This window comes from bacterium, from assembly GCA_030685015.1.
Classification (GTDB): Bacteria; CAIWAD01; CAIWAD01; order CAIWAD01; family CAIWAD01; genus CAIWAD01.
The window spans coordinates 17,372-39,032 of sequence record JAUXWS010000102.1; the positions used below are offsets into that span (position 1 = coordinate 17,372).

The window sequence follows — 21,661 nt, forward strand, 5'->3', positions numbered from 1 at the left end:
CCCTGGTTAGGACACTGGACGTGGCACTCATCAGCAGGCCAGGATGGATCAATCCTGCGCCCGCGGCAGGCGGCTCAGGTTCCAGGCCAAGCCGATCAGGCCCGCGGCCGTGACCGCGCCACTGGCGATCCAGGCTTGGCGCAGGTCCTCGCCGGAGGCCCCTGCCAGGATCTTTCCCACGAGGGCGATGACCACGGCGATGGCCACGGCCCAAACCATGACAAGCCGGAGATGCCTGCGATCCGGGGCGCGTCGCGGCGTGGCGCCGGGGAGGCTCAGGCGCCGGAAATAGGCTTGGCGGCACCAGATCAGCGAAATCACGAACAGAGGGATGCCCACACCGAATCCCGTCTCGCCGCCCGGCGGTCGCACAAGGAAGGGCACCAGACCAAGCATGGACAACATCATGCAGGCATTGAGCGCCCGGGCCTGGCTCCTGCGGCGGACGATCGTGGGCAGCTCGCCGGCATCCCCATGCAGTACGGCGCATCCAAGATCACGGCGATGAAGCAGCAGCATGACTCCTTCTCCTTGTCAGGTGCAGGGGTCCTGGGCGGACAGATGGAGGCGGAAGCGCTCCACCACAGACTCGGGCATGCCCGCCCGGCGCAGCAGGTTCTCGGTGTCCCATGTGGGGGGGGCGACCTGGCGAAGGTGGCGACCGCCGCCCGCCTCCGGGGGATCCACCACCAAATGGAAGCGTTCCGCGCCCGCCACTTCGAGGCCATCATCATGGGTGACGATGAGGAAGCGGATCCGCCGATGGGCGGAGACCTCCAGGACGGCCCGCGTCAAGGCATGTCGGATGGCCCGACGCGTGCCCGAGAAGGGCTCGTCCAGCAGGAGCCATCCGCCTTCAAGCGCAAGGCGGTCCAGGGCCTCACGCGTGGCGCACAGCTCCCGGAAGAAGAGGCTCTCGCCGGCTGCGCGGTTGTCGGTCTTGGCGATGACGCTTTCCATCCTGGCCGTGGGCAGGCCCAGGGATTGGGAGCAGCCATGGCCCAGCGACTGGCGCAGAAGGATGTCCAGGCCCAGCGCGCGCAAGAGGGTGGACTTGCCCGACATGTTGTCGCCCATGATGATCACAACCTGCGCTCTACTCGACAAGGAGAGCGGCTGGCAGGAATCCACCAGAGGATGGCGCAGCCCCTCCACCACGAGGTGAGCATCAGCCGTCCAGGTCCCCTCCACCAACAAGTTCCCCACCCGTGAACAGGACTCCAGCTCCCGCTCCCCCACTTCCAACAAGCATCGTCCGATCTCATGCGGGTGGTTCCGCAGGAGGTCGTTCGCCTGGGCGTAGCCCGCCGCCTCCAGACCCAGGGCGATGCGCAAGTACTCGACAAGACCGGTGGGATCCCAACGAACCGCGTCATCCAGCCACATCCAAAGGGAGCCAAGTGTGGCCCCCGGACCCCTGCGCGCAGCCAAGAAGCGCACGGTGATAATCTCACGCCAGCAGGATGCCTCGACGCGTCGCTTGAGCCAGTAAGCCACAGCCAGGTTGGCCAAGCCTGACAGGACCAGCAAAAGACGGACTTGGCTGAAGAGGACGGACAGGAACAGGAGTCCCAGGGCTGGCCATGGAAGCAGCGGCAATACCCATTCAACCCAGCGGGGCAGGTCGTCGTGGCGTGATCGCAGAACCATTTGGCAGTCCAACCGGCGCAGACGGGCGAGAGTCGACCTGCCGAAGCGGAAACCCGGACGATGGCCCTTGGAGGGTGGCACCGCACCACCCGGGTTGGTGATGCGGGCCAGGAGGGCCAGTTGAGCACACGGGGATCCCCCGGGGGCCAGATGACGGGCCAGCGCGGGCAACTCAAGATCTTGGAAGCTCTGCCTGCTCACGCCTGGCGGGGACAACCCCAGCCATCCTGCCAGGACCACCAGATCCTGATGCTCGAAGCTGCTGACGGTAGACCTTGCGGTCTCTGGCTTACCGGCGGCCAAGGTACCCGGCGACCTCACGGGACTCACGCCATCCGCTCCAGGAGCAGGGGCAGCATCTCCCCCCAGCGCCAGGTGGCGCCGAAGTGGCCGCCCTCGTACTCGCGGTGGATGAGGTCGATGCCCTGGGCGCGGCAGCGGTGGGCGAAGACGCGGGCGCCCAGCTCGGCGTGGAACTCGTCGCGGTCGCCGGCCTCCAGGTAGAGGGTGCGCAGGGCGGCGAGGGCGTCGCGTTCGGCCCGATGGGCCGAAAGCCGCTCGGCAGGATCCTGGGCCCGCCAGAGGGCGAAGACCTCCTCGTCCAGCTCGCCGCTCGCCGGATCGATGGGCAGGCGGAAGCCGGGGGGCTCCCTGGTCGGCGAATAGGCGCTGGCCAGGGCCAGCAGGTTGAGGGCGCAGGCCTCGTCGGCGCCCAGCTTGCGCAGGGCGGGCAGGCGCTCGAGGAAGGCGGCGAGGCCGCCCAAGCGGGCCAGCGCCGCGGGCAGACGGGCGATCTCGGGGCGCAGGGTCATGTCGAAGTGGAGGTCGCCCGCGCTGCAGGCGCAGTGGGCGAAAAGTCCCGGCCGGGCCATGGCCAGGCGCAAGGCGCCGAAACCACCGCTGGACTTGCCGGCCACGGCCCGTCCCGCGGCATCGCCGCGCAAGCGGAAGTGGGCGTCCAGCAGCGGCAGCAGCTCGTCGGCAAGATGGCTCTGGTAGGGACCGGTGCCCGCGGAATCCAAGTATTGGCCGCCACCGTAGCGGGTGAAGCAGTCGGGGAAGGCCAGCACGGCAGGGGACATCGCCCCCTGCGCCATGAGACGGTCGGCCAGCTGGAAGATGTTCTCGTCGAAGGCGCGGAAGCCCAGCCACCCCGCGCTGTTGCCGAACTGCCCGGCAAGGATCAGCACCAGGGGGTATCGCCGCGTCGCGGCGTGATATCCCGGCGGCAGGTAGACCGGGCAATGGCGGATGGGGGGATCGCCCAGCGGATTGCCGCGCAGGAGCCGGCTGTCCACCCGCTCGACGACCATGTTGCCGTGGAGCAGCTCATTGAGGAAGCCCAGGCTCATTCCTTGACCGCCCCCAGCGTCAATCCGCTGACGAGATAGCGCGACAGGGCGATGAAGATGACCATCACCGGCACGCTCACCAGCACGCTGGCCGCCGCGTAGTAGCCCCACTGCGTGCTCATGCTGGCCTGGAAGCTCTTCAGGCCCAGGGGCAAGGTGAACAAATCGCTCTCCTGCAGCACCTGCGCCGCCACGATGTATTCCGACCACGAGGCCATGAAGGAGAAGAGGGCGGTGATGACGAGGGCCGGGCTGGCCAGGGGCAGGACCACCTTGCGGAAGGCCTGGAAAGGGGTGCAGCCGTCGATGCGCGCCGCCTCCTCCAAGGAGACGGGGATGGTGTCGTAGAAACCCTTCATCTGCCAGAGGCAGAAGGGCAGCGCCGTTGCCGTGTAGAGCACCATCAGGCCAAGGAAGGTGTTCACCAGATGCAGCTTGGCGATCATGATGTAGAGGGGCAGCAGGAGCATGGTGGCGGGGAACATCTGCGTCGTCATGAGGGCGAGCATGCCGGCGTCCCGCCCCACGAACTTGAAGCGGCTGAACGCGTAGCCGCCGATGGCGGCCAGGGCCACGCCCGTGGCCGTCACCACCGCCGAGACAAGCAGGCTGTTCCACAACCAGGTGAGGAACTCGTGCTCGGTGAAGAGGGCCGCGTAGCTGCGCAGGCTGGCGCCTTCCGGAATGAGCGCCAGGCTGGTGGAGCGCAGCTTGTCTCCCGGCCGCAGCGAGATGGTGATCACATTGAGCAGCGGATAGACGGCGATGAGACTGAAGACGACCAGCACCAGGTGGCGGGCCAGGGTCAGGATGCGGGCTTCTTTCATGGTTCGCTCCCGGCTCAGTACACGGCCTTGGTGGCGCTGGTGCGCTTCAGGAAGGAGATGGAGAAGGCGAGCAGGATGAAGAAGATCACCATGGAGAGCGCCGCCCCGTAGCCGTACTGGTAGAGGTTGAAGACCGCCTTGTAGACGTAGGAGACGAGGATGTGCGTCTTGTCGCTGGGCTCGCCGCCATTGGAGACCAGCCACATGACGTTGAGCTGGTTGAAGGTCCACACCGTGCCCAGGGTCACCGCGGGCAGCATGACCGGCTTGAGCAGCGGCAGCGTGATGCGGCGGAACTGCGTCCAGCGGCTGGCGCCGTCCACCCGCGCCGCCTCGTAGAGCTCCTGGGGAATGGCCTGCAGCCCGCCCAGGGCGATCACCATCATGAAGGGGAAGCCCAGCCAGACGTTGGTGGTGATGCAGGCGATGAAGGCGGCGGTCGGATCCTTCATCCAGTCGATCATGGGCAGGTTGAAGAGCTGGCTGCCGATGAGGTTGACGGCGCCGTATTCCGGGTTGAACATGCCCCGCCAGGTGAGCGCCGTGATGTAGCTGGGCACCGCCCAGGGGATGATGAGCAGCACGCGGTAGAGGCTCTTGCCCGCCACCGGGCCGTTGATCACCACGGCCAGGAAGACGCCCAGCACCACGTGGAAACCCACGTTGACCACGGTCCAGATCACCGTCTTGAGCAGCACGCTCCAGAAGACGTTCTCACGGAAGACCTGGACGTAGTTGTGCAGGCCGATCATCTGCCAGTCCTGGAAGTGGCGCAGGCTCATGTTGGAGAGGGAGAGCACCACGTTGTAGAAGAAGGGGTAGACGATGGTGGCGGCGATGACCACGAAACTGGGCAGGACGAAGAGGTAGGCCAGCTTGTGGCGGCGCCAATCCCGCAGGAAGAGGCCCAGGCTGCTCCGTTGCCACCAGACAAGGGCGGCCAGGGCGGCGAAGAGCAGGGCTTTGAAAACAGCCACGAAGGCGGTGGGCTCCAGCTCCTGGTTCATGGTGCGGATGCGCGTCTCGGCATCGGCCTGCATGCCGCGGGCGGCCTGCTCCGGCGTCTCGGAGCCCCCCAGCAGGGCCTGGTAGCGCGGCTTCATGGCGTCCCAGACGGCGCGCAGCTCCGCCACGACGGGCATGGCGTGCCCGTTCCGCATTTGGATGGCGCTGGCGCGCAGGGTGGGATCGCTGGCGAGGAGGGGGTGATCGAGCAGTTCGCGGCGCGAGGGCAGGGTCTTCAGCTCCGTCATGAAGCGTTCCTGCACCGGGGCGGAGGTGAGGAAGCGCACCAGGGCCATCGCCTCGTCGGCCTGCGCCCCCTGGGCGTTGACATTGAGGGAATAGCCCTTGGTCGCCACCATGGGTCCCATGGGCAAGCCGGTGGAGAGGACGGTGGGCAGGGGCGCCACGTAGGCCTTCAGCTCGGGCCGGGCCAGGTAGTCCCCCCAGCTCCAGTCCCCGTTGATGATCATGGCCGAGCGCCCCTCCTTGAAGAGGCCGTCGGCATCCTCGTAATCACAGCTGACCGGCATCACCTTGTGCTCGTCGCGCAGGGCGAGGATGTAGCGGAAGGCCGCCACGGACTGCGGCGTGTCCAGGTCGGGCGTGGTCTGGGTGGGATCGCCGCGGTCGAAGAGCCAGCCGCCGAAGCCGGTGATGAAGGGAATCACGAAGAAGGGCTCGGTGTAATTCCAGGCGACGCCGTAGCGGTCGATGCGGCCGTCCCCGTCCAGATCCCGCGTCTGCTCGCGGGCCAGACGGATGAATTCCTCGTCGGTGGCGGGCGGTTGGGGCAGATAGTTGCCATTCACCACCAGCGCCAGGTGGTTGCCGATGCGGTCCCCCACCTGCAGCAGCTCGAGGGCGCCGGCCCGCCCTTCCTCGCGGCTGGGGAGCCAGGTGAGCGCCCCATCGATGAAGTCGTCCTGCTCACGGGCGTGCAGCCAGGGGGTCATGTCGCGGATGATGCCCATCGTCTGGAAGGGGCCGATCACGTCGGAGGGGCCGTAGACCAGTTCCGGCCCGCTGCCGGCCAGGGCCGAGGCCTGGAAGCCGCTGCGCAGCTCCTCCGTTTCCTTGTAGAGGGCCCGCACCCGGACGCCGCGGTGCTGGTCCTCGTAGTGGGCGATGAGCTCGTCGAGGATGGCCCGCTCGGCCGGCACCATCTGGTGCCAGAGGGTGATGGTCACCCGATGGTCGACCTCACGGCAGCCCGGCAGGACCAGGGAGAGGGCCAGCAGCCCCGGGAGGAGAAGTCGCTTCATGGGTGCCCCTTGCTTACGGCGACGGCTGGAAGGTAACGCTCAAAGGACGGACCCTTGGTCGCCTTCCCGGCGCGGGTTGACATGTGCTGCCAACCCGGCGAAAGCTGGGTGGACGGCCTTCAGTCCTTCACCAGCACGTGGTAGAGATTGTCCAACCCGCCATGGGGAAGAGGCTCGTCCGGCAGGTGGCGGTAGGCCGCGTCGTAGATGGCCTCCAGGCGGAAGCCGTTCTCCTCGACCATGGCGCGGAACTCCCCCGGCCGCCAGAGACGGGTCGTGTGCCGCGTCTCGATCGCGCGCACCGGCGGCCCCTGGACCTCCAGCGTGCAGGTCTCCAGGGAGCGGCGGGCGGCGCGGTCCTCTTTCGTGCGCCAGCAGACCTTGATCCGCGTGTCGCCGCGGCGGGCACTCCAGCGGATGACCCGCGGCCGCACCCGGGGCGGCATGGCGTAGCTCAGGTCGATCACATAGACGCCGCGCGGTTCCAGCATGGCCGCCGTGGCCTGCAGGTGGGCGGCCACCTCCTCGTCGGTGAGCAGGTAGCGGAAGGAGTTGATCGCCGTGTAGGCGCCCTGGAAGCGCTCCGATGAGCGGAAGTCCGCCATGCCACCGGGCTGGACCCGGCAGCGCTCGCCCAGGTTCTCCTCCCGCAGTCGATCCTGCGCGAAGGCAAGGGCGGCGGGGTTCACATCATAGCCCAGGGCCTCCAGTCCCATCCGTCCCAGGCAGACGAGATTGCGGCCGGTGCCGCAGGCGGGCTCGAGCAGACGGGAGGGCTCGCCCGCGCCATAGAATTCCATGCAGGCCAGCACGAATTGGAGTTCGCGGGCGACATCCCAGTCGTAGGCAATGTCGTAGAGTTCGGCCAGATCGTAGAGTTCGCGGCCGTGCCGTCCGGGATCGGTCGGGTCGTGGTCTGCGTGGCGCTTATGGGTTCCCATCGGACCGCAATCTACCAACCGGCGCCGGGGGTGGTGCCCTCCGAGTGTGTCACCCATCGTGGGGCAAATCCGCGCCAACGGCGCGATCCATACCAGCCTGGGGCAACGCCCCGGGTTGGTGATCAACATGACGGAGCGCAGGGATGGGTGCGGATGGGGAATGCCATTCACCGAGGGCGATGCCCGCGACCCATCACTGGACACCGGACACCGCTCACCGTGGGCGATGCCCGCGACCCAACGCCGGACGCCGATCACTGGGCATTGGACACCGAACACTGGACACCGTGGGTGAAGCCGGCGACCCATCACTGATCACTGATCACCGGTCACCGGTCACTATTCACTGCCCCCCATGGCAGGCGCAGCCCCCGCCGCACCCGGCCGGCTTGGCCTCAGGCTTGCCATCGGCCACCGGGCACTCGCCCCCCTCCTTGCCTCCCGCCGGTCCGCCCTTGCGGTAATCAGTGGCGTGGAAACCGGTGCCCTTGAAGATCATACCCGCGCCCCGTGAGATGAGGCGACGCAGGGAGGGTGCCCCGCAGACCGGGCAGTCGTGCAGCGGCTCGGCGGTCATGGGTTGGAAGGCCTCCAGCGCATGGCCACAGGCCTGGCAGCTGTACTCGTAGGTGGGCATGGCGTTCTTCCTGTTTGATTGACGCCCAAAATAGGGCACGCGGCTTGGACTTGCCCGGTGGCGCCGGAACAAGCCGGGCGGAGGAGACCGGTCATGCCGGGCGCGCACGGCCCTCGTAGAGGAGGTGGGAGGCCAGCCCGTGGGCCAGTCCCCGGCTGCAAACCTGCAGGCGCGTGGCCCCGCTCTCGGCCAGCAACTGGCGCAGCAACCGCAGGGCTTCAGGCAGGCAGTCGCCTTGGCCGCCCACCATGGGGATCAGATTGCGCTCCTCGATGCTGAGGCCGCCCAACAGCCCATCCAGCCCGCGCAGGTCTTTGTCGTCAAGGATGGTATCGTCCAGCAGGTCCATGTTGTGGAAGGTGAGGCCGATGTGCAGGGCGGCGCACTGCCAGACATGCTCGCCCGCCACATAGAGCGGCTGTCCGGTCGGTGATCGCAGGCCAGGGAAGGCGGCGCCACCGGCGGCCGGATCGGCGGGCCGGCTGCAGCCGCAGGCCCAATTCTGCAGTTGCGGCAGGCGGCCGGGAATCTCCCAGGCGCCCACCGTCCGCCAATGTCCGGTCTGCACGCAGGCCAGCTCACCGGTGGGGTAGATGCCGCGCACGCCGCGCAGCAGCCAGAGGGCCTCGTCGGCGGGCGTGAGGACGCGCAGCTCCATGTCAAGCTGGCGCTGGAATTCGGCGACAAGGGGGTCCTGCGTCGGTTGGGCGGGCTCGACCAGCAGGTCGGCACTGGCCGCCACCATCACCCTGCCGGCCAAACCGCGGAAACGGTGGACGGCCTCGGCCGCCTGGCGCAGCAAGGTTTCGCGCAGGGCGGGTTCGAGGGCCTGCCGGTAGCGCAACGAGAGGTCGGCGCCGTTGCGCAGCAACTGGTCGTGCAAAATGAAGAGCCGGTTGTGGCGCTCTTCGTCCTCACTGCCCGCCGGGGGTCCATCCAGGATGGTGCGGCGACGCGGGCCGGCCTGTTCCGCCACATCCTCCCGCCGGTTGCTGGCCAGGAGGACATGGGTGCAGCCCTCCCCGATGTGGACGACCAGGGCGACCATTCACACCTCGCAGTGGTCCGGCCGGATCAGGCCCATGGCAATCCACTCGCCTTTGCGGCGCAGGTCGGGCGCCGGGAGTCCCCATTCGTCGGCCAGGACGCGGATCGCCTGCTCCTCGTCCGCCAGCAGGCCGGCCAGCCACAAGCGCCCGCCCGCCGCCGTCACGCGCAGCAGATCGTGGAAGTATTCCTCGATCACGCTGCGCTGGATGTTGGCCAGCACCAGGTCGAAGCGGTACTCGGGGCCAAGCTGGCGCGGGTCGGAGGTCAGGAAGTGGCTGTTGAGCCGGCAACCGTTGGCGTGGGCGTTTTGCCGGGCCACGGCCACGGCGGCGGGGTCGTGGTCGATGCCCAGGGCGAAGGCGGCGCCCAGTTTGAGGGCGGCCAGGGCCAGGATGCCTGTGCCACAGCCGGCGTCCAGGACGGTGAGGGTGGCCAGGCCCTGCGGTCCGCGCTCGTCGGCCAGGTCGTCCAGCCATTCCAGCAGCAGGAGCGTGCTCTCATGGGTGCCGGTGCCGAAAGCGCTGCCGGGATCAAGGCGCAGCACCCGGCGCTGATCGGCGCCCTGCGGCTCCAGCCAGCTGGGGCAGACGGCCAGACGCCGGCCGATGTCCTGCTGGCGCCAGTGGGACTTCCAGCCGGCCAGCCAGTCCTCGTCCTCCACCGGCTCCAGCCGCAAGCGCCACAAGCCGGGCGCGGTGGCCGGGGATTCAGCCAGCGAGGCGAGGAAATCCTCCACGGCGCGGCGCAGGGCGTCCGGCTCGGCGGTGTCGGCGAACCAACCGTGGAGGCCCTCGTCGCGCTCCTCGACACCCAGGGCGCCCAACTCGAATAGCAGGTTGGCCGCGGCGTCGCGGGCGGTCGGCTCCAGTTCGAGCGCCAATCTCCAGCTCATGCCCTGCCCCCTACCATTCCCGGATGAAGGCTTCCACCACCAACCCCACCGCCTCCAGGCTGGCGGCGCGGCAGACGGCCGGCGTATCCTTGGTCGTGTGCCACTCGGGGAAGTCGAAGTCGATGATGTCGATCATGGGCACGCCGCGCTGGATGAGCATGAGGTGGTCGTCCTGGATGGCCGGTCCCATCTCCCGGACGAAGATGTGGCCGAAGCCCATCCGCTCGGCCAGGCTCCAGACCTGCTCGACCAGGTGCGGCGCCGCCTGCGCGCTGTAGGCCTCCATGGGCAGGCGCAGGTCGCGCTGGCCCACCATGTCGAGGAGGATGCCGGCCTCCGGCAGCGGGCGCGTCAGGGCGCGGGCATGGACCCGGGATCCCAGGAAGTACTCGTCCAGGTGGCCGTGCTCGCCCCAGTCCTCGCCGTCGAAGAGGACGATGTCCACCCCACAGGCGGGCGGCCGTTCCTTCAGGCAGCGGGCCAGCTCGAGGAGGATGGCCACGCCGCTGGCCGCGTCGTTGGCTCCCAGCACGGGTTGGTTGCGCTTGTTCTTGTCGGGGTCCAGGTCGGCGAAGGGGCGGCTGTCCCAGTGGGCGGCCAGCAGCAGGCGCCGCGTGTCGGCGGGCTTGAAGCGGCAGACCAGGTTGCGCATGGCCAGGCCCTTGGCGGCCAGCTCCGGGTTCCGCTTGGCCAAGGGATGTCCCGCCCGCACGGCGGCTTGGAAGGGCTGCTCCCAGGCCTCGTCGCCCAGGGCTTTCATGCGCGCCAGCAGCCAGTCGCCGGATTTGCGCGCGGCCGGGCTGCCCGGCACGCGTGGTCCGAACTCGCACAACTCCACGAGCAGGGCGAAGGCGCGGTCCCCGTCGAAACAGGGCTGGTCCGCGGCCACGGCGGCCGGTCCGGCGTGTCGGACCGGAGCGGCGGCCAGGGCCACCAGGGCAAGGAGGAGGGGCAGCAGGTGTCTCATCGGCTGCGCACCTCGATCCGGCAGTTCAGCTGGAACTCCATGTAGCTCTTCTTGTCGTTGGCCGTGCCCGAGCGCTCCACGCCATACTTCCAGCTGCCGCCGCCCGTCACGTTGCGGGAGAACTTGTAGTCGGTGGAGAGGGCCAGGCTCCACGTGCTCTTGTTGATGGGCGTGTTCCAGACCAGCCGCCGCTCCTCGCCGCCCGTCTCCGCCGTGGAATTCAGCTGCAGCGTCTTCGAGTTGTCATAGGTCAGGCGCAGGGTCGTGTCGTTCTTGAAGCGGGACTTGAAGCCCGGCAGCTGGAAACCGCCCTTGAGCAGCTTCTGCGCGGACAGGGTGACGCCCCGCGTGCGGTCGAAACTCATGCTGCGGTTGCCGCCGTCCGGGTCGTTGACTTTCAGGCGGCGGCCGACCTTGTAGGAGGCGGAGCCGCCCCAGCCCTTGTCCAGTTGGAAGTCGAAGCCGGCCAGGGGATTGAAGTCCCGGCTGTAGTTCAGCTGGCTGCGGTACATGCCTTCGGCGCCCGGGCTGTAGGCCACATCCAGCTTGCCCTTGTAGTCGTGGTTGAGGTTGAGGTCCTTGAAGGTCTTGCCCAGGAAGGGCACCCGGTTCAGCCGACGGAGGGAAAGGTTGTAGTTGGGAATGGTCTTGAGCGAGGGATTGCCGCCCACCTCGTCGCCTTTCTCCAGGGTTCCCTTGCCCAGGACCGGGTCGTTGTCGAAGTCATACCAGCCAGCCATCGCCTCGCGGCGGGAGTTCTCCCGTTCGTTGGCGAACTGCTGGGAGAAGGTGTAGTCGTAGCCAAGGCGCACGGGCAGCTCCTTGTGGAGGTTGACCCGCGTGCCCAGCGTGTAGTTGTATCCGAAGCTGCGGCTGTTGTTGAAGGTCATGCCCAAGATGCGCAACGTGTCAAGATCGGGGTCGCGATCCAGGGCCAGCTGATAGCCCAGGCCGGCATGGCGGCGGCTGACCGGCGTCCAGGGGTAGACAGCGAGGCCCGGGTCGGTGCGGCTTCCGTCCCGGCCGAAGCGGATGTCCACCGGCTCGACCTTGGAGGCGGCCAGGCCCATGCGCTTCCACACACCGGTGAGGAAGCGGCCGGTGGAGAGCAGGAGGCGGCTGGGCGGGCGCGGGGTCTTGACCTTGAGGGTGTCCTTCGGCTCGCCGGGCGTGCCCGGCCCGTTCAGGCCGTTGCCCCGCGTGGTGGACTTGATCAAGCTGTCGGCGGCGGCCAACTGGCCGAGCAGGCTGTCCGGGAGCATCGTGAAGAGGGAATCCCCGGCCAGCGGGGTGGGCGTCAGGATGGGGGTGCGCAATCCATCATCCAGCACGGCGAGGGAATCCACCAGAGCCTCGCCGGACACCGGAAAGAGTCCCTCCTCGAGGGCGCGCCGCAGGCTGTCCAGCTCGGAGGGCCGGGCTGGCGGCTCGAGGTCCATCCGTTCCGGTACTGGCCGCAGGGAGGGATCCGGGCTCTCCGGGGCCGGAGGGGACGGTTCGGCGGGGTACTCCGCGGGAGACTCCTCGGCGCCCGCCTCAAGGTCCTCGCCCGCTTCCGCCTCGACCGGCTCTGGCGGTGCCTTGGCCGCCTCGCGGGCCGCCCGCTTCTGCTCCGCCTTCGCCTCGCGCTCCTTCTTCGCCGCCTGCTGTTTCTTGAGCCGGGCCGCGGCGCGGTCATCCGCCTCCTTCTTGGCCGCGTTGAGGGTGGCGTCGCTCATCCACAGGAACTTGCGCAGCAGCTTGTCCGGCTCCAGCTTGAGGTCCGCCGTGAACTTGCCGCTGTTGCCCAGGCTGACGCCCCGGCCCGGCTCCACCAGGTCGCGGCTCCAGTTGTAGGTCGTGTTGTAGCCGAAGTTGGTCGTGGTCCAGCTCACCAGTTTGGGCGTCCAGTTGAAGCCCGCCGTCTGGCTGATGGCGTGGTCTCCGTCAAAGAGGCTGGCCTCTTGTTCGCGCCACTGCTCCAGGCGCTGCCGGAAGTCCTGGGCCAGCGGGTAGTTGGGGTTGTCCAGGGAGATGGTTTGCGGGTCCCGCGCCTGGTGGCGCCGGAACTTCAGGTTGTTGTTGTAGCTGCGCTGCGCGTTCATGGTGAGAGTCTTCAGCGGCTTGAAGGCGGTGCTCCAGTTGCGCGACAGGGTGTAGGTCTCCACGTGGGTCTGGGTCAGGTCCCGCCGCCAGGTGTGGGAGATGCGCCGCGCCGTGTTGGCGCCCAGGCTCAGGTTCTGCGGGAAGTAGCCGATCTCGAGGCCGGCCGTCTTCTTCAGCAGCGGCCACTCCTTGGCGAAAGCGAGGGGCTTGAGGGTGTGGGTCCAGCGGAACTGGTTGCTGTAGGAGATCCGTGCGTTTTGGGTCGTGGCCGTGTCGGCGGCCGTGTTGACGTTGCGGCTGATCGTCTGCGAGATGTCCGTGCCCAGTTGCGCCTTGTCCACCGTCTGCTGCATCCACCAGCCCTTGGCCGTCGTCTTCTTCAGGCTGAGGCTGGCGCTGCGGCTGCGCGAGTAGGTCTCCACCCACTGCGGACGGTTGTCCAGGTCCACCAGCTGGTCGTCGTTGGGGTAGTACTTGGGCACCTGGAGGTTGTTGGAGGCGTTGATGCTGAGCGCCGCGTTGAGGCCAAGGGAGGGCGGGAAGAGGCGCCCGAGGTTGGTGCTCAGGCTGCCGCTGGCGTTCCGCTTGGTGCTGCTGCCCTCGCGGGCGGCCCGCTCCTTCACCGTGTGGTAGTCGGCGTCCTTCTGCTCGAAGTTGGAACTCAGGGTGAGCACGTCGGAGAACTTGGCCGTCGCCTCGGCCCGCATGGCCCGGCTGATCTCCTTGATCACGTTGGAGACGCGCAACTCGTTGAACCAGACCTGCGTCCAGGCCGGCTGGGCGCCATGGTTGGTCACGCCCAGCAGCATGGAGCGGACCCGCGTGATGGAGGGGTTGCCCACCACCAGCATCTGGCCGCCATCGGAGAGCAGCACGGGCTTGTCCGGCTCCTCGCGGCCGCGGCGCGCCCCGCTGAACTGGTCGATGCCGGTGATCTCCGAGAAGAAGATGTGCAGGTCGTTGGCGGGGGACCAGCCCGGGCCGATCGTCTTGGTGTACTCGTAGTAGTCGTTCTCGGTCGAGACGAGGCGCAGGTGGTACTGCAGCTGGCCGTTGCCGTAGTGCAGGCGGAAGGCGGTGGTGTCCAGGTCGCCGCCGTGGGCGAACATCTTCAGCTCGCGGTACTCGGCCAGGTTGATCGTCGTCACCAGCTGCTTGCGCACCCAGGCCGTGGCGCCGTAGGGCAGCCCTTGCAGCTCCAGCACCAGGCTTTGCTCGCGGGCCTCCACGCCCGTCACCAGATCCTTCTGCCCGGCCACGCCGGGCGGGCTGCGGTAGAAGTCGCTGTTGTCGTAGTTGTTGAGCACGGAGACGTCGTAGCCGGAGGTGTCGCTGTCGGCCACCACCGCCTTGCGCCATTCGTTGCCCACGATGTTGAGTTCGGCCAGGGTGACGCGCACGGGGCTGTTGAAACCCGTCAGCCAGAGCCGGATGCCGTTGACCAGGGTGAGTTGGGGGGTGCCCTGGGTGACGGCCCGCTCGTCCTTGAGCGGTATGCGCACGAAGACCCAGCTTGTGCGGCTGTTCTCGAAGACGTAGTCGGAATAGAGCGGATGGGCGGGGTTGAGCGGCACCTGGTATGAAAAATAGTTGTTGGCCGTGTCCAGGGTCAGGTTGCCGTTGCGGTCCTCCGTGTCCGGATAGATCTGGTCCGAATCCTGGCTGTTGCCCTCCCAGCCGTGGGACTTGTCCACCGGGCCGCCGCCCGTCTCGGCGCGGATCCAGTCGTCGTAGGACCAGGGCTCGTGGGGGTCGCGCACGCCATCGCCGTCCAGGTCCCACCAGTCGAAGATCGTCTCCAGGCTGGTGACGCCCCAGGCTCCCAACTGCGCCACCTGGTCCTCCACGGTGCCGCTCCAGGCAAAAAGCTCGTCGGGCAACGGCCAGGGTGGATCCCGTCCCTTCATGCGATCCAGGCCCAGGTCCTCGGAGCTTTGCAGCAGGAAGTCGTCGTCCGTGTCCTCCGTGTCCAGGGCGTTGTTGGGCAGCACGTCCTCGGAGATGACACCCAGATCCAGGTTGAGCGTGCCGCCGCGGTCGCCCTCCACCAGCAAGGTCAGCTCGATGAACTTCTTGTCGGAGAAGTCGTCGTAGGCGTTGCGGAAATCATAGGTGAGGCCGGCCCAGCTGTGGCGTCGGAACAAGGGCTCGCCGGCCAGGGTGGTGTCGGCCCCGCTGGCGTCCTGGCTGGCCAGGCGGAAGGGCTCGTACTCCAGGCGCAGGACACGCACCTCGTTGCTCACGCCCTCGCGGTTGCTCTCCTGATACTCGGGCCAGATCTCGCGGCTGGGCACCTTGACGCGGGGGTTGTACCAGCCCATCCAGCCGCGCAGGCCCAGCAGCTCGTGCTCGGGGCGGGCGGACATGAACCACTGGGTGTGGCCCATGGAGAGCGGGATCTCCTGCTTGCTGCTCTCGAAGTCGTCCACGTAGGCCACGCCCTTGTCGTCCCCCGTGGCCGGGTTGTTGGAGGGGTTGGGGTCGGGGATGACCATGGCGTACTCCGCCTCCAGGTTGAGCTGGCTGGGCTCGTCGGCCTCGATGAGGGGGAGGGCGTCCATCCATTGGGTCATGAAGCGGGGCTGGAAGACGAGGCGGGCGTTGAGATCAAGCACGACGTTCTTGATGGGCTCGTTGCCCAGGCGCACCTTGCGCTCGGCCGTCTCCTCGTTGAAGTAGATCCAGGCCGCGCCCAGCTTGCTCTTCTCGCGGCCCGTCTCCCACAGGTCCAGCTCCGCCGTCAGGCCGGCGAAGGTCTTCTTGCGCAGTTGGAAGAGCTGGGGTGTCTCGTAGTTCACCTGGATCTTCTGGTCCGCCGTGGTGTAGGCCGGGTTGATGATGCGGATGAGGCCGGCCTGCTCGTCCAGGGTGTAGTCCGTGTCCTTGAGCAGGCGCCGGTTGTTGGCGGTCACCGTCACGTTGGTGACGTTCCAGCCCAGGCTGATCACCTCCGTCCCCACCTTGGCCGTGGACTTCAGCCGGTAGCGTTGGTTGAGATCCAGCCAGCGGGCGTCCGGATTCTGGCGGAAGTACTGCCCGCGCAGATTGTAGAGCGTGTCCATCGCCGCGTCGTTGAAGGTCACCGCCTCGTCCAGCATGCCGCTGCCGGACTGGCTCTTGTTGGGGGCGATGCGGTAGCCGTTGTAGAGGGGGCCGTAGAGGGCGCCCAGCTCCGTGTTGCCCGGGTCGGCCTGCAGGACCAGACCCTCCGGCCGGTCGCCGAAGGGGTAGGGGCTGGGGAACCAGACATTGCCCGTCTTGCGGTCCACCCAGCGCTCGTCCACGCGGCGGTCGTTGCCGGGGGCGTTGCGCGACACGTCCAGCACGTCCAGATAGAGGACGGAGAGGTAGTCGGTGCCGTCCTGGGAAGTCTGGTCGCGGCCGCCCGAGACCACTCTGCCGATCTCGAGGGTGAACTGGGCGGGGTCCATCTCGGGTGTGCCCAGGCGGAAGACGTTGCGCAGCTGGAGGTCCCACCAGGGTTGGGCCTCCGGGTTGAAATGGTTGGGGAAGACGACGACCACGCTTTGGCCTTCCTCGGCGTTGAGGCGGCCCATGGCCAGGGTCTTGCCCTGGCTGGTGAACCATTGCTGCAACACGGCGGAGTTGTCCACCGTGTAGCCGATGGCGATGTAGCGGCCCTCCTGGATGCGGTTGAGGCGCAGGATGCCCAGGTCGGGGTCCAGGGTGAAAGGCTGGTTCGCGTCGGATGGATCCCAGGAAGTCTTCTTCATGCGGTAGAGGGAGCCGTCGTTGAGCACGTTGCCCGCCGGATCCACCAGGCGCAGGGGGATGCCCAGGGTGACGGTGGGCTCGAACTCGTAAAGGTCCAGGCTCCGGATTTGGGTGCCGGTGATGGTCACATGGTCCCAGCTCGCGTTGTAGACGCGGTACTGGTGGCGGTAGAACTCGTTGATGAAGAAGAGGCCGGTCACATGTTCGCCGGGGCCGGTCTCCAGCTCCTTTTCGGAGGCGGTGCCGGTGAAGGTTTGCTGCTTGCTCTCGTTCTTCTCCGTCGAGGCGATGCCCGTCACCCGCAGGGGGCCGAAGCGGTTGACCATCTTCAGTCCGAACAAGCCGCTGGACTGGTCGGAGAAACTGACGTACTTGGTCGAGGGCAGGCTGAGGCTGATATTGCCCGCCGAGATGCTCTCGATCACCTCCTCCGGCTCGCCCGTGTAGATGATGGAGAGGCTGTTCTCGAAGTCGAAGCTGCGTTCCGTGTTCTGGTCGATGTGCACGTCGACCTTTTCGCCGATCTTGCCCACCACCGTGAACTGCTGCTGCTGCTCCAGCCGGAAGTCGTTCTGGTTGTTGTTGAAGGCGCTGGCCGACTCCGATTCCCGCTTCTCGGCGCGGTAGGTGCCGCGCAGGCTGATGTTGCCGTGCACGTTGAGGCCGATGCGGCCGCTGCCGAAGATGCGGCGGAAGGTCTTGCTCTTGACCTTGAAGGGGATGTCGATTTCGATGTGGTCCTTGCCCGCCGCCTTGCCCTTCAAGGCGTTGTCCCCCAGACCCTTGCCCAGGGCTTGGGCGTTGGCGGCGGCGGTGCGGGCCAGCAGGTCGTCCTCCCCGTCGACCATGGCCATGCCCAGCCGCGAGCCGTCCCGGCCCACCGCCTGGTAGACGAGGCGTCCGTCCAGGGTGTCCACTTCCACCACGATCTGGGCTTCCCTGGGATAGAGGGAGAGGCGGAAATCCTCCTCCAGCTGTCGTCGGTAGGATGGCCGGTAGGGATCGAAGCGGGCCAGGCTGAGATCGGGACGAAGCCCGAAGGCGGGGGGAGTGGACGGATCGGCCCCCGCCGTCCGCGACGGCGGACTGCCAAGCAGGAAGATCACGACCAGGAGGGCCCGCGCCAGGGGCATGTGTCGTTGCAGCTTCAAGGGTCCCGCTTTGTTGCCGCCTGGCCGCCTGTCGGCGGGCTGGCCCGTTGACTGAATCACTCCACTGCAGATCCAGGTGCGATCGCCATCCTCCCGATTATCGACTGCGCGGGGGAATGTACTAAGCCACTGTGGGCAATGAGGCCGGCTCCCTGCCGGGGGGAGGACGACGGACCGGGGTTGGGCCGGGATGGAGATCGTCCGGGGTGGGGATCGTCCGACAGGCTGCTAGCAGCCTGTCGGGCTTGGGCCTTGGATGGGATTCGCGCCTAAATTGAGGCCGGTTTTTCGGAATTTTCGCAGGGCATACTGGTGGTCTGTTCAAGAAAATTGCGGAACATCCGGACCGATTGGGGCGATGAAGACCGCCAAGTGGCCAAGTCCGACAGGCTGCTAGGCTCAGGCCCCGACCCAGGCCTGGCTCTCCACCAGGCCGAGGCGCTCGTAGAGGTTGCCCAGCATGGACATGAACTCATCGCGGAAGCTGGGCATGCCGTCCAGGTCCCACAGCTCGAATTCGAAGTGGCCCAGGGCCTGGTACTCGAAATCACGCAGGAGGGCGGAGTCGGTCATGGGCAGGGCGCCCTGGCGGGACCCGCGCAGCCAGGCCAGCACCTTGCGCCGGTGCTCGCCGCGGAACTCCGGATGCATGACAATGCGCTCCGCCCACTCGAATTCCGGCCTCACCTCAAGCACGGGGCGGGCCAGGGCGCCGGAGAGGAAGCCGGAGGGGAGGACGCCGCTGAGGGCGAGGCCGCGGGCGCCGGCGGCCGTCATCCAGGACTCGGCCAAGCCGGCGGACCAGCCCTCGCTGTCACCGGAGACGGTGAGGAGGGTGATCGCCCCCTCGGCGCCCAGGCGGCGCAGGGCCTGCACGACAGCGGCGGGGTCGTCCCCCGTCTCGGCGGCCGGCTCGTCCACGCGCAGGCTGATGGCCATGCGCCCCTCGCGGGCGGCCTTGAGCAGCTGGCGCAGCTCGCCATGGCTGCGGCTGCGCAACAGGCCGGCGGGGGAGATGCGCAGGGTCAGGTTGAGGAAGCCGGCGCCCAGGGCGGTGGCCAGCTGGTCGTCCAGGGCCTCGCTGTCCATGCCGCCGGGGAGCAGGTCGCTGGCCAGGGGCGGCAGGCAGCAGCGCAGGAAGAGGGGCGCCTGCCAGTGCTCGCGCAGGGCGGCGGCGCACATCAGGGCGGAGAACTCCCAGGGGCTCTGGCCCGCCCAGCCCTGCTCGAAGACGAGGCCGGCCACGCCCCGCGCCTTGGCGGAGCGCAGCACCAAGCGCGCCAGGTCATAGCAATGGCCGCCCAGCCGCACGGCCAGCAGCACGCCCTGGGGCCGGCGGCCCAGCTCGGCCAGGGTGCCGTCCAGGCTGCTGCTGCGGATGCCGCGCCAGGCGGCGGCCGAGCGCAGCATCTGCCGCATCTGGGTGCGGACGGTGGGGTCGGGGTTGAAGATGGCGTTGCGGGCAAAGGCGTCCACGGCCCCGGGGGCCAGCTCCTCCTGGCGGAAGCCCGACACGCGGCCGCGCTCGTCGAAGAGCAGGTGCTGGTCCAGGGAGCGCCTCATGTCGTCCAGGTCGCGATACATGCCGTCCTCCTTTCACCCCGGCCCTCTCAGCGAACCAGGATCAGATCCTCCTGATCGGTGCCGGCGGCCACCTGCACCTCGCCCGCGAGGTCGATCAGCAGGTCATATTCGCTGCGGATGCCGAATTCGTCCAGGTAGACGCCGGGCTCCACTGACATGACGGTGCCCGGGATGAGGCGCCGCTCCTCCCGCGTCTCCAGGTTGTCCAGGTTGGCGCCGCGCCCATGGACCTCCTCGTCGATGCTGTGCCCCGTGCGGTGGAGGAAGCGCTCGCCCAGCCCCGCCGCGCGGATGGGCCGCCGCGCCGCCTCGTCCGCCTCCCAGCCCTGGACGGGCCGGCTTTCCCCCTGGCGGTCCGCCACCAGCCGGCGCACCGCCCGGCGGGCGTCGCGCACCAGGGTCCAGACCTCGCCCACGCGGTCGGGGACGGTGCCGCCCGTGAAGCCCATCCAGGTCTGGTCGGCGTAGACGGCGCCGGGACGGTCCAGCTTGGCCCACAGGTCGATGAGGAGGACCCGCTCCCGCTCGATGGGGGAGCGGCCGGCCGGCTCGTGGTGGGGATCGGCGCTGTGGCGGCCGCCGGCCACGATGGGGTCGTGGTCCCAGACCAGCCCGGCGGCCAGGAAGCGCTCCTTGATGAAGGCCTGCAGGCCGCATTCGTCCAGGGGGTGTCCCTCGCGCAGGGAGCGGCCGGCCAGGGCGAAGGCGTCGGCCGCGATGTCACGCAGCATGGCGGCGGCCTCCAGGTGGCTGTGCAGCTGGTCGGGCGCCAGGCGGGCGCCCACCGCCTGCGCCAGGTCGCCGCTGGAGACCACCTCCGGCCCCAGGCTGCGCACCAGGTCCACCGTGCCCGCATCCACCAGGGAGAGGGTGGGGATGGCGCCCAGGGGGCTGGTCTCCATCGCCACGCGGCGCGCGCCCGCCAGCAGGCGGGCCAGCTCCTCGCGCAGGGACTGGTGGGAGAGGTAGTGGCGGCTGAGGCCGGGCAGGCTGGCCAGGGTGCGGGATTCGATGCGGTGCTCGAGCCGGACGGGCTGGCCCGCGGCGGGGATCCAGTACCAGGCGCGGCGGGTGCGGATCTGGCCGGGGGGCAGGCCCAGGAGGCGTTCCGCCACGGGATTGCGATCCTTCAACACGAAGAAGAGCCAGCCGTCCAGGCCCTCGCGGCGCAGCAGTTCCTGGATTTGCTCCAGCGAGCAGGTCATGTTTCCTCCGCGCCATGTACCGGACGGCTTGTCCGCCAGCTGGCGCGGGCATTCTGGCAAATTGTGGACGGAAACCGAAGGTGGCGGCGGGGGGGCCTTCGATCCGATCCCGATAGCGATATCGATAGCGATCCCGATAGCGATAGCGATAGCGATGCAAAGGGGAATGGGCATGATCTATCTCGACCACAATGCGTCCACGCCCCTGGCCCCCGAGGTCAAGGCGGCCATGCTGCCCTGGCTGGATGGCGCCACGGGCAATCCCTCCAGCGGCCACGCCTTCGGCCAGGCCTGCCGGGCGGCCGTGGAGCGAGCCCGCCGCCAGGTGGCCGCCCTGCTGGGCTGCCATCCCATCGAGATCCTCTTTACCAGCGGCGGCACCGAGGCCAACAACTGGGTCCTCCAGGGCCTGGCCCGCCGTTTCGGCCCCTGCCACATGGTGGTCGGCGCCGTGGAGCACCCGGCCATCCTCGAAGTGTGCCGCTTCCTCGAGACACAGGGCGTGGAGACGACCCTGCTGCCGGTCGACGGCCAGTGCCGCGTCAGCGTCGCGGCGGCGGCGCGCGCCCTGCGGCCGGAGACACGCCTGCTCAGCGTCATGCTGGCCAACAACGAGACGGGCGCCCTGCAGCCGGTGGCGGAGCTGGCCGCCCTCTGCCGGGAGCGCGGCATTCTCTCCCACTCGGACGCCGCCCAGGCGGTGGGCAAGATCCCGGTGCATGTGGAGGAGCTGGGCGTGGACCTGCTCAGCGTGGCCGGGCACAAGCTGAACGCGCCAAAGGGGGTGGGCGCCCTCTACCTGCGCCACGGCGTGGAGCTGCCGCCCCTCATGTTCGGGGCCGGCCACGAGCGCGGCCTGCGTCCGGGCACGGAGAACGTGCTGGAAATCGTGGGCCTGGGCGCGGCGGCGGATCGCTTCAGCGCGGACAGCGATCGCCTCGTGGCGGACTGCTCCCGCCTGCGGGACCGGCTGGAGCAGGAACTCCAACAGCGCATCCCCGGCCTGCGCATCAACAGCGGCGGCGTGGAGCGCCTGCCCAACACCTGCAGCGCCCTCTTCCCCGGCCGCCGGCGGGTGGACGAACTGATCGCCCGCTGCCCGGAGCTGGCGGCCAGCGCCGGCGCCGCCTGCCATGCCGACAGCGCCACGCCCAGCCATGTGCTGCGGGCGATGGGCCTCTCCGACGAGGAGGCGGCGCGCACCCTGCGCCTTTCCTGTGGCCTGGGCACCACGGAGGAGGAGATGGTCGCCGCGGCGGAGATGCTGGAGCGGGCCAGCCGGTGAACCGCGGCGAGGGAAGCCCGTCAGGCGGGCTGG

At 68.5% G+C, this 21,661-nt stretch carries 14 protein-coding genes; 1 reads left to right on the forward strand and 13 read right to left on the reverse strand.

Annotated elements, in window-relative coordinates; translation table 11 throughout:
* Positions 1–48: 48 nt before the first annotated feature.
* From Q8O14_15140 to Q8O14_15200, 13 genes are all read right to left on the reverse strand, one after another.
* Entirely contained in the window at positions 49–519 is a 471-nt protein-coding gene (locus tag Q8O14_15140) for a hypothetical protein (protein ID MDP2362062.1), read from the reverse strand.
* 15 nt (positions 520–534) lie between these two features.
* The gene (locus Q8O14_15145) at positions 535–1,386 is read right to left on the reverse strand and encodes a hypothetical protein (protein ID MDP2362063.1); all 852 of its coding nucleotides are present in this window, start codon (positions 1,384–1,386) and stop codon (positions 535–537) included.
* Positions 1,387–1,976: 590 nt separating this feature from the next.
* Positions 1,977–3,002 (reverse strand): alpha/beta hydrolase-fold protein, encoded by a 1,026-nt coding sequence (locus Q8O14_15150; protein ID MDP2362064.1) that lies wholly within the window; start codon positions 3,000–3,002, stop codon positions 1,977–1,979.
* Positions 2,999–3,829, reverse strand: a complete 831-nt coding sequence (locus tag Q8O14_15155) for a sugar ABC transporter permease (GenBank protein ID MDP2362065.1) — start codon at positions 3,827–3,829, stop codon at positions 2,999–3,001. Before Q8O14_15155 ends, Q8O14_15150 begins: the two co-directional genes overlap by 4 nt.
* Before the next feature lie 14 nt (positions 3,830–3,843).
* Positions 3,844–6,096 (reverse strand): extracellular solute-binding protein, encoded by a 2,253-nt coding sequence (locus Q8O14_15160; GenBank protein ID MDP2362066.1) that lies wholly within the window; start codon positions 6,094–6,096, stop codon positions 3,844–3,846.
* Between the two features lie 119 nt (positions 6,097–6,215).
* A complete protein-coding gene (locus Q8O14_15165) occupies positions 6,216–7,037 on the reverse strand; it encodes a class I SAM-dependent methyltransferase (GenBank protein MDP2362067.1) in 822 nt (273 codons plus the stop codon).
* Positions 7,038–7,380: 343 nt separating this feature from the next.
* The gene (locus Q8O14_15170) at positions 7,381–7,674 is read right to left on the reverse strand and encodes a zinc ribbon domain-containing protein (protein ID MDP2362068.1); all 294 of its coding nucleotides are present in this window, start codon (positions 7,672–7,674) and stop codon (positions 7,381–7,383) included.
* Between the two features lie 91 nt (positions 7,675–7,765).
* Positions 7,766–8,722, reverse strand: a complete 957-nt coding sequence (locus Q8O14_15175) for a hypothetical protein (GenBank protein ID MDP2362069.1) — start codon at positions 8,720–8,722, stop codon at positions 7,766–7,768.
* Positions 8,723–9,616: a 50S ribosomal protein L11 methyltransferase gene (locus Q8O14_15180; protein MDP2362070.1), complete on the reverse strand. Its 894-nt coding sequence runs from the start codon at positions 9,614–9,616 to the stop codon at positions 8,723–8,725.
* A gap of 10 nt (positions 9,617–9,626) precedes the next feature.
* Complete coding sequence (locus tag Q8O14_15185; GenBank protein MDP2362071.1) at positions 9,627–10,583, reverse strand: M28 family peptidase; 957 nt, start codon at positions 10,581–10,583, stop codon at positions 9,627–9,629.
* Positions 10,580–17,554 (reverse strand): cell surface protein SprA, encoded by a 6,975-nt coding sequence (gene sprA, locus Q8O14_15190; GenBank protein ID MDP2362072.1) that lies wholly within the window; start codon positions 17,552–17,554, stop codon positions 10,580–10,582. Before sprA ends, Q8O14_15185 begins: the two co-directional genes overlap by 4 nt.
* Positions 17,555–17,953: 399 nt before the next feature.
* Positions 17,954–19,138 carry a hypothetical protein gene (locus tag Q8O14_15195; protein MDP2362073.1) on the reverse strand — a complete coding sequence of 395 codons (1,185 nt, stop codon included), beginning with the start codon at positions 19,136–19,138 and terminating at the stop codon, positions 17,954–17,956.
* A 26-nt stretch (positions 19,139–19,164) separates the two neighbouring features.
* Positions 19,165–20,343, reverse strand: coding sequence for a M24 family metallopeptidase (locus Q8O14_15200; protein ID MDP2362074.1), 1,179 nt, complete (start codon positions 20,341–20,343; stop codon positions 19,165–19,167).
* 172 nt (positions 20,344–20,515) lie between these two features.
* On the opposite strand from Q8O14_15200, the gene Q8O14_15205 reads away from it, so the two are divergent.
* Positions 20,516–21,628, forward strand: coding sequence for a cysteine desulfurase family protein (locus Q8O14_15205; GenBank protein MDP2362075.1), 1,113 nt, complete (start codon positions 20,516–20,518; stop codon positions 21,626–21,628).
* Positions 21,629–21,661: the final 33 nt, after the last annotated feature.

Coding starts and splice junctions, on each gene's coding strand:
- Q8O14_15195 (MDP2362073.1), bottom strand. CDS start 19,138: ATGTATCGCGACCTGGACGACATGAGGCGCTCCCTGGACCAGCACCTG.
- Q8O14_15160 (MDP2362066.1), bottom strand. CDS start 6,096: ATGAAGCGACTTCTCCTCCCGGGGCTGCTGGCCCTCTCCCTGGTCCTG.
- Q8O14_15205 (MDP2362075.1), top strand. CDS start 20,516: ATGATCTATCTCGACCACAATGCGTCCACGCCCCTGGCCCCCGAGGTC.
- Q8O14_15200 (MDP2362074.1), bottom strand. CDS start 20,343: ATGACCTGCTCGCTGGAGCAAATCCAGGAACTGCTGCGCCGCGAGGGC.
- Q8O14_15185 (MDP2362071.1), bottom strand. CDS start 10,583: ATGAGACACCTGCTGCCCCTCCTCCTTGCCCTGGTGGCCCTGGCCGCC.
- Q8O14_15170 (MDP2362068.1), bottom strand. CDS start 7,674: ATGCCCACCTACGAGTACAGCTGCCAGGCCTGTGGCCATGCGCTGGAG.
- Q8O14_15165 (MDP2362067.1), bottom strand. CDS start 7,037: ATGGGAACCCATAAGCGCCACGCAGACCACGACCCGACCGATCCCGGA.
- Q8O14_15145 (MDP2362063.1), bottom strand. CDS start 1,386: ATGTGGCTGGATGACGCGGTTCGTTGGGATCCCACCGGTCTTGTCGAG.
- Q8O14_15155 (MDP2362065.1), bottom strand. CDS start 3,829: ATGAAAGAAGCCCGCATCCTGACCCTGGCCCGCCACCTGGTGCTGGTC.
- Q8O14_15140 (MDP2362062.1), bottom strand. CDS start 519: ATGCTGCTGCTTCATCGCCGTGATCTTGGATGCGCCGTACTGCATGGG.
- Q8O14_15175 (MDP2362069.1), bottom strand. CDS start 8,722: ATGGTCGCCCTGGTCGTCCACATCGGGGAGGGCTGCACCCATGTCCTC.
- Q8O14_15150 (MDP2362064.1), bottom strand. CDS start 3,002: ATGAGCCTGGGCTTCCTCAATGAGCTGCTCCACGGCAACATGGTCGTC.
- Q8O14_15180 (MDP2362070.1), bottom strand. CDS start 9,616: ATGAGCTGGAGATTGGCGCTCGAACTGGAGCCGACCGCCCGCGACGCC.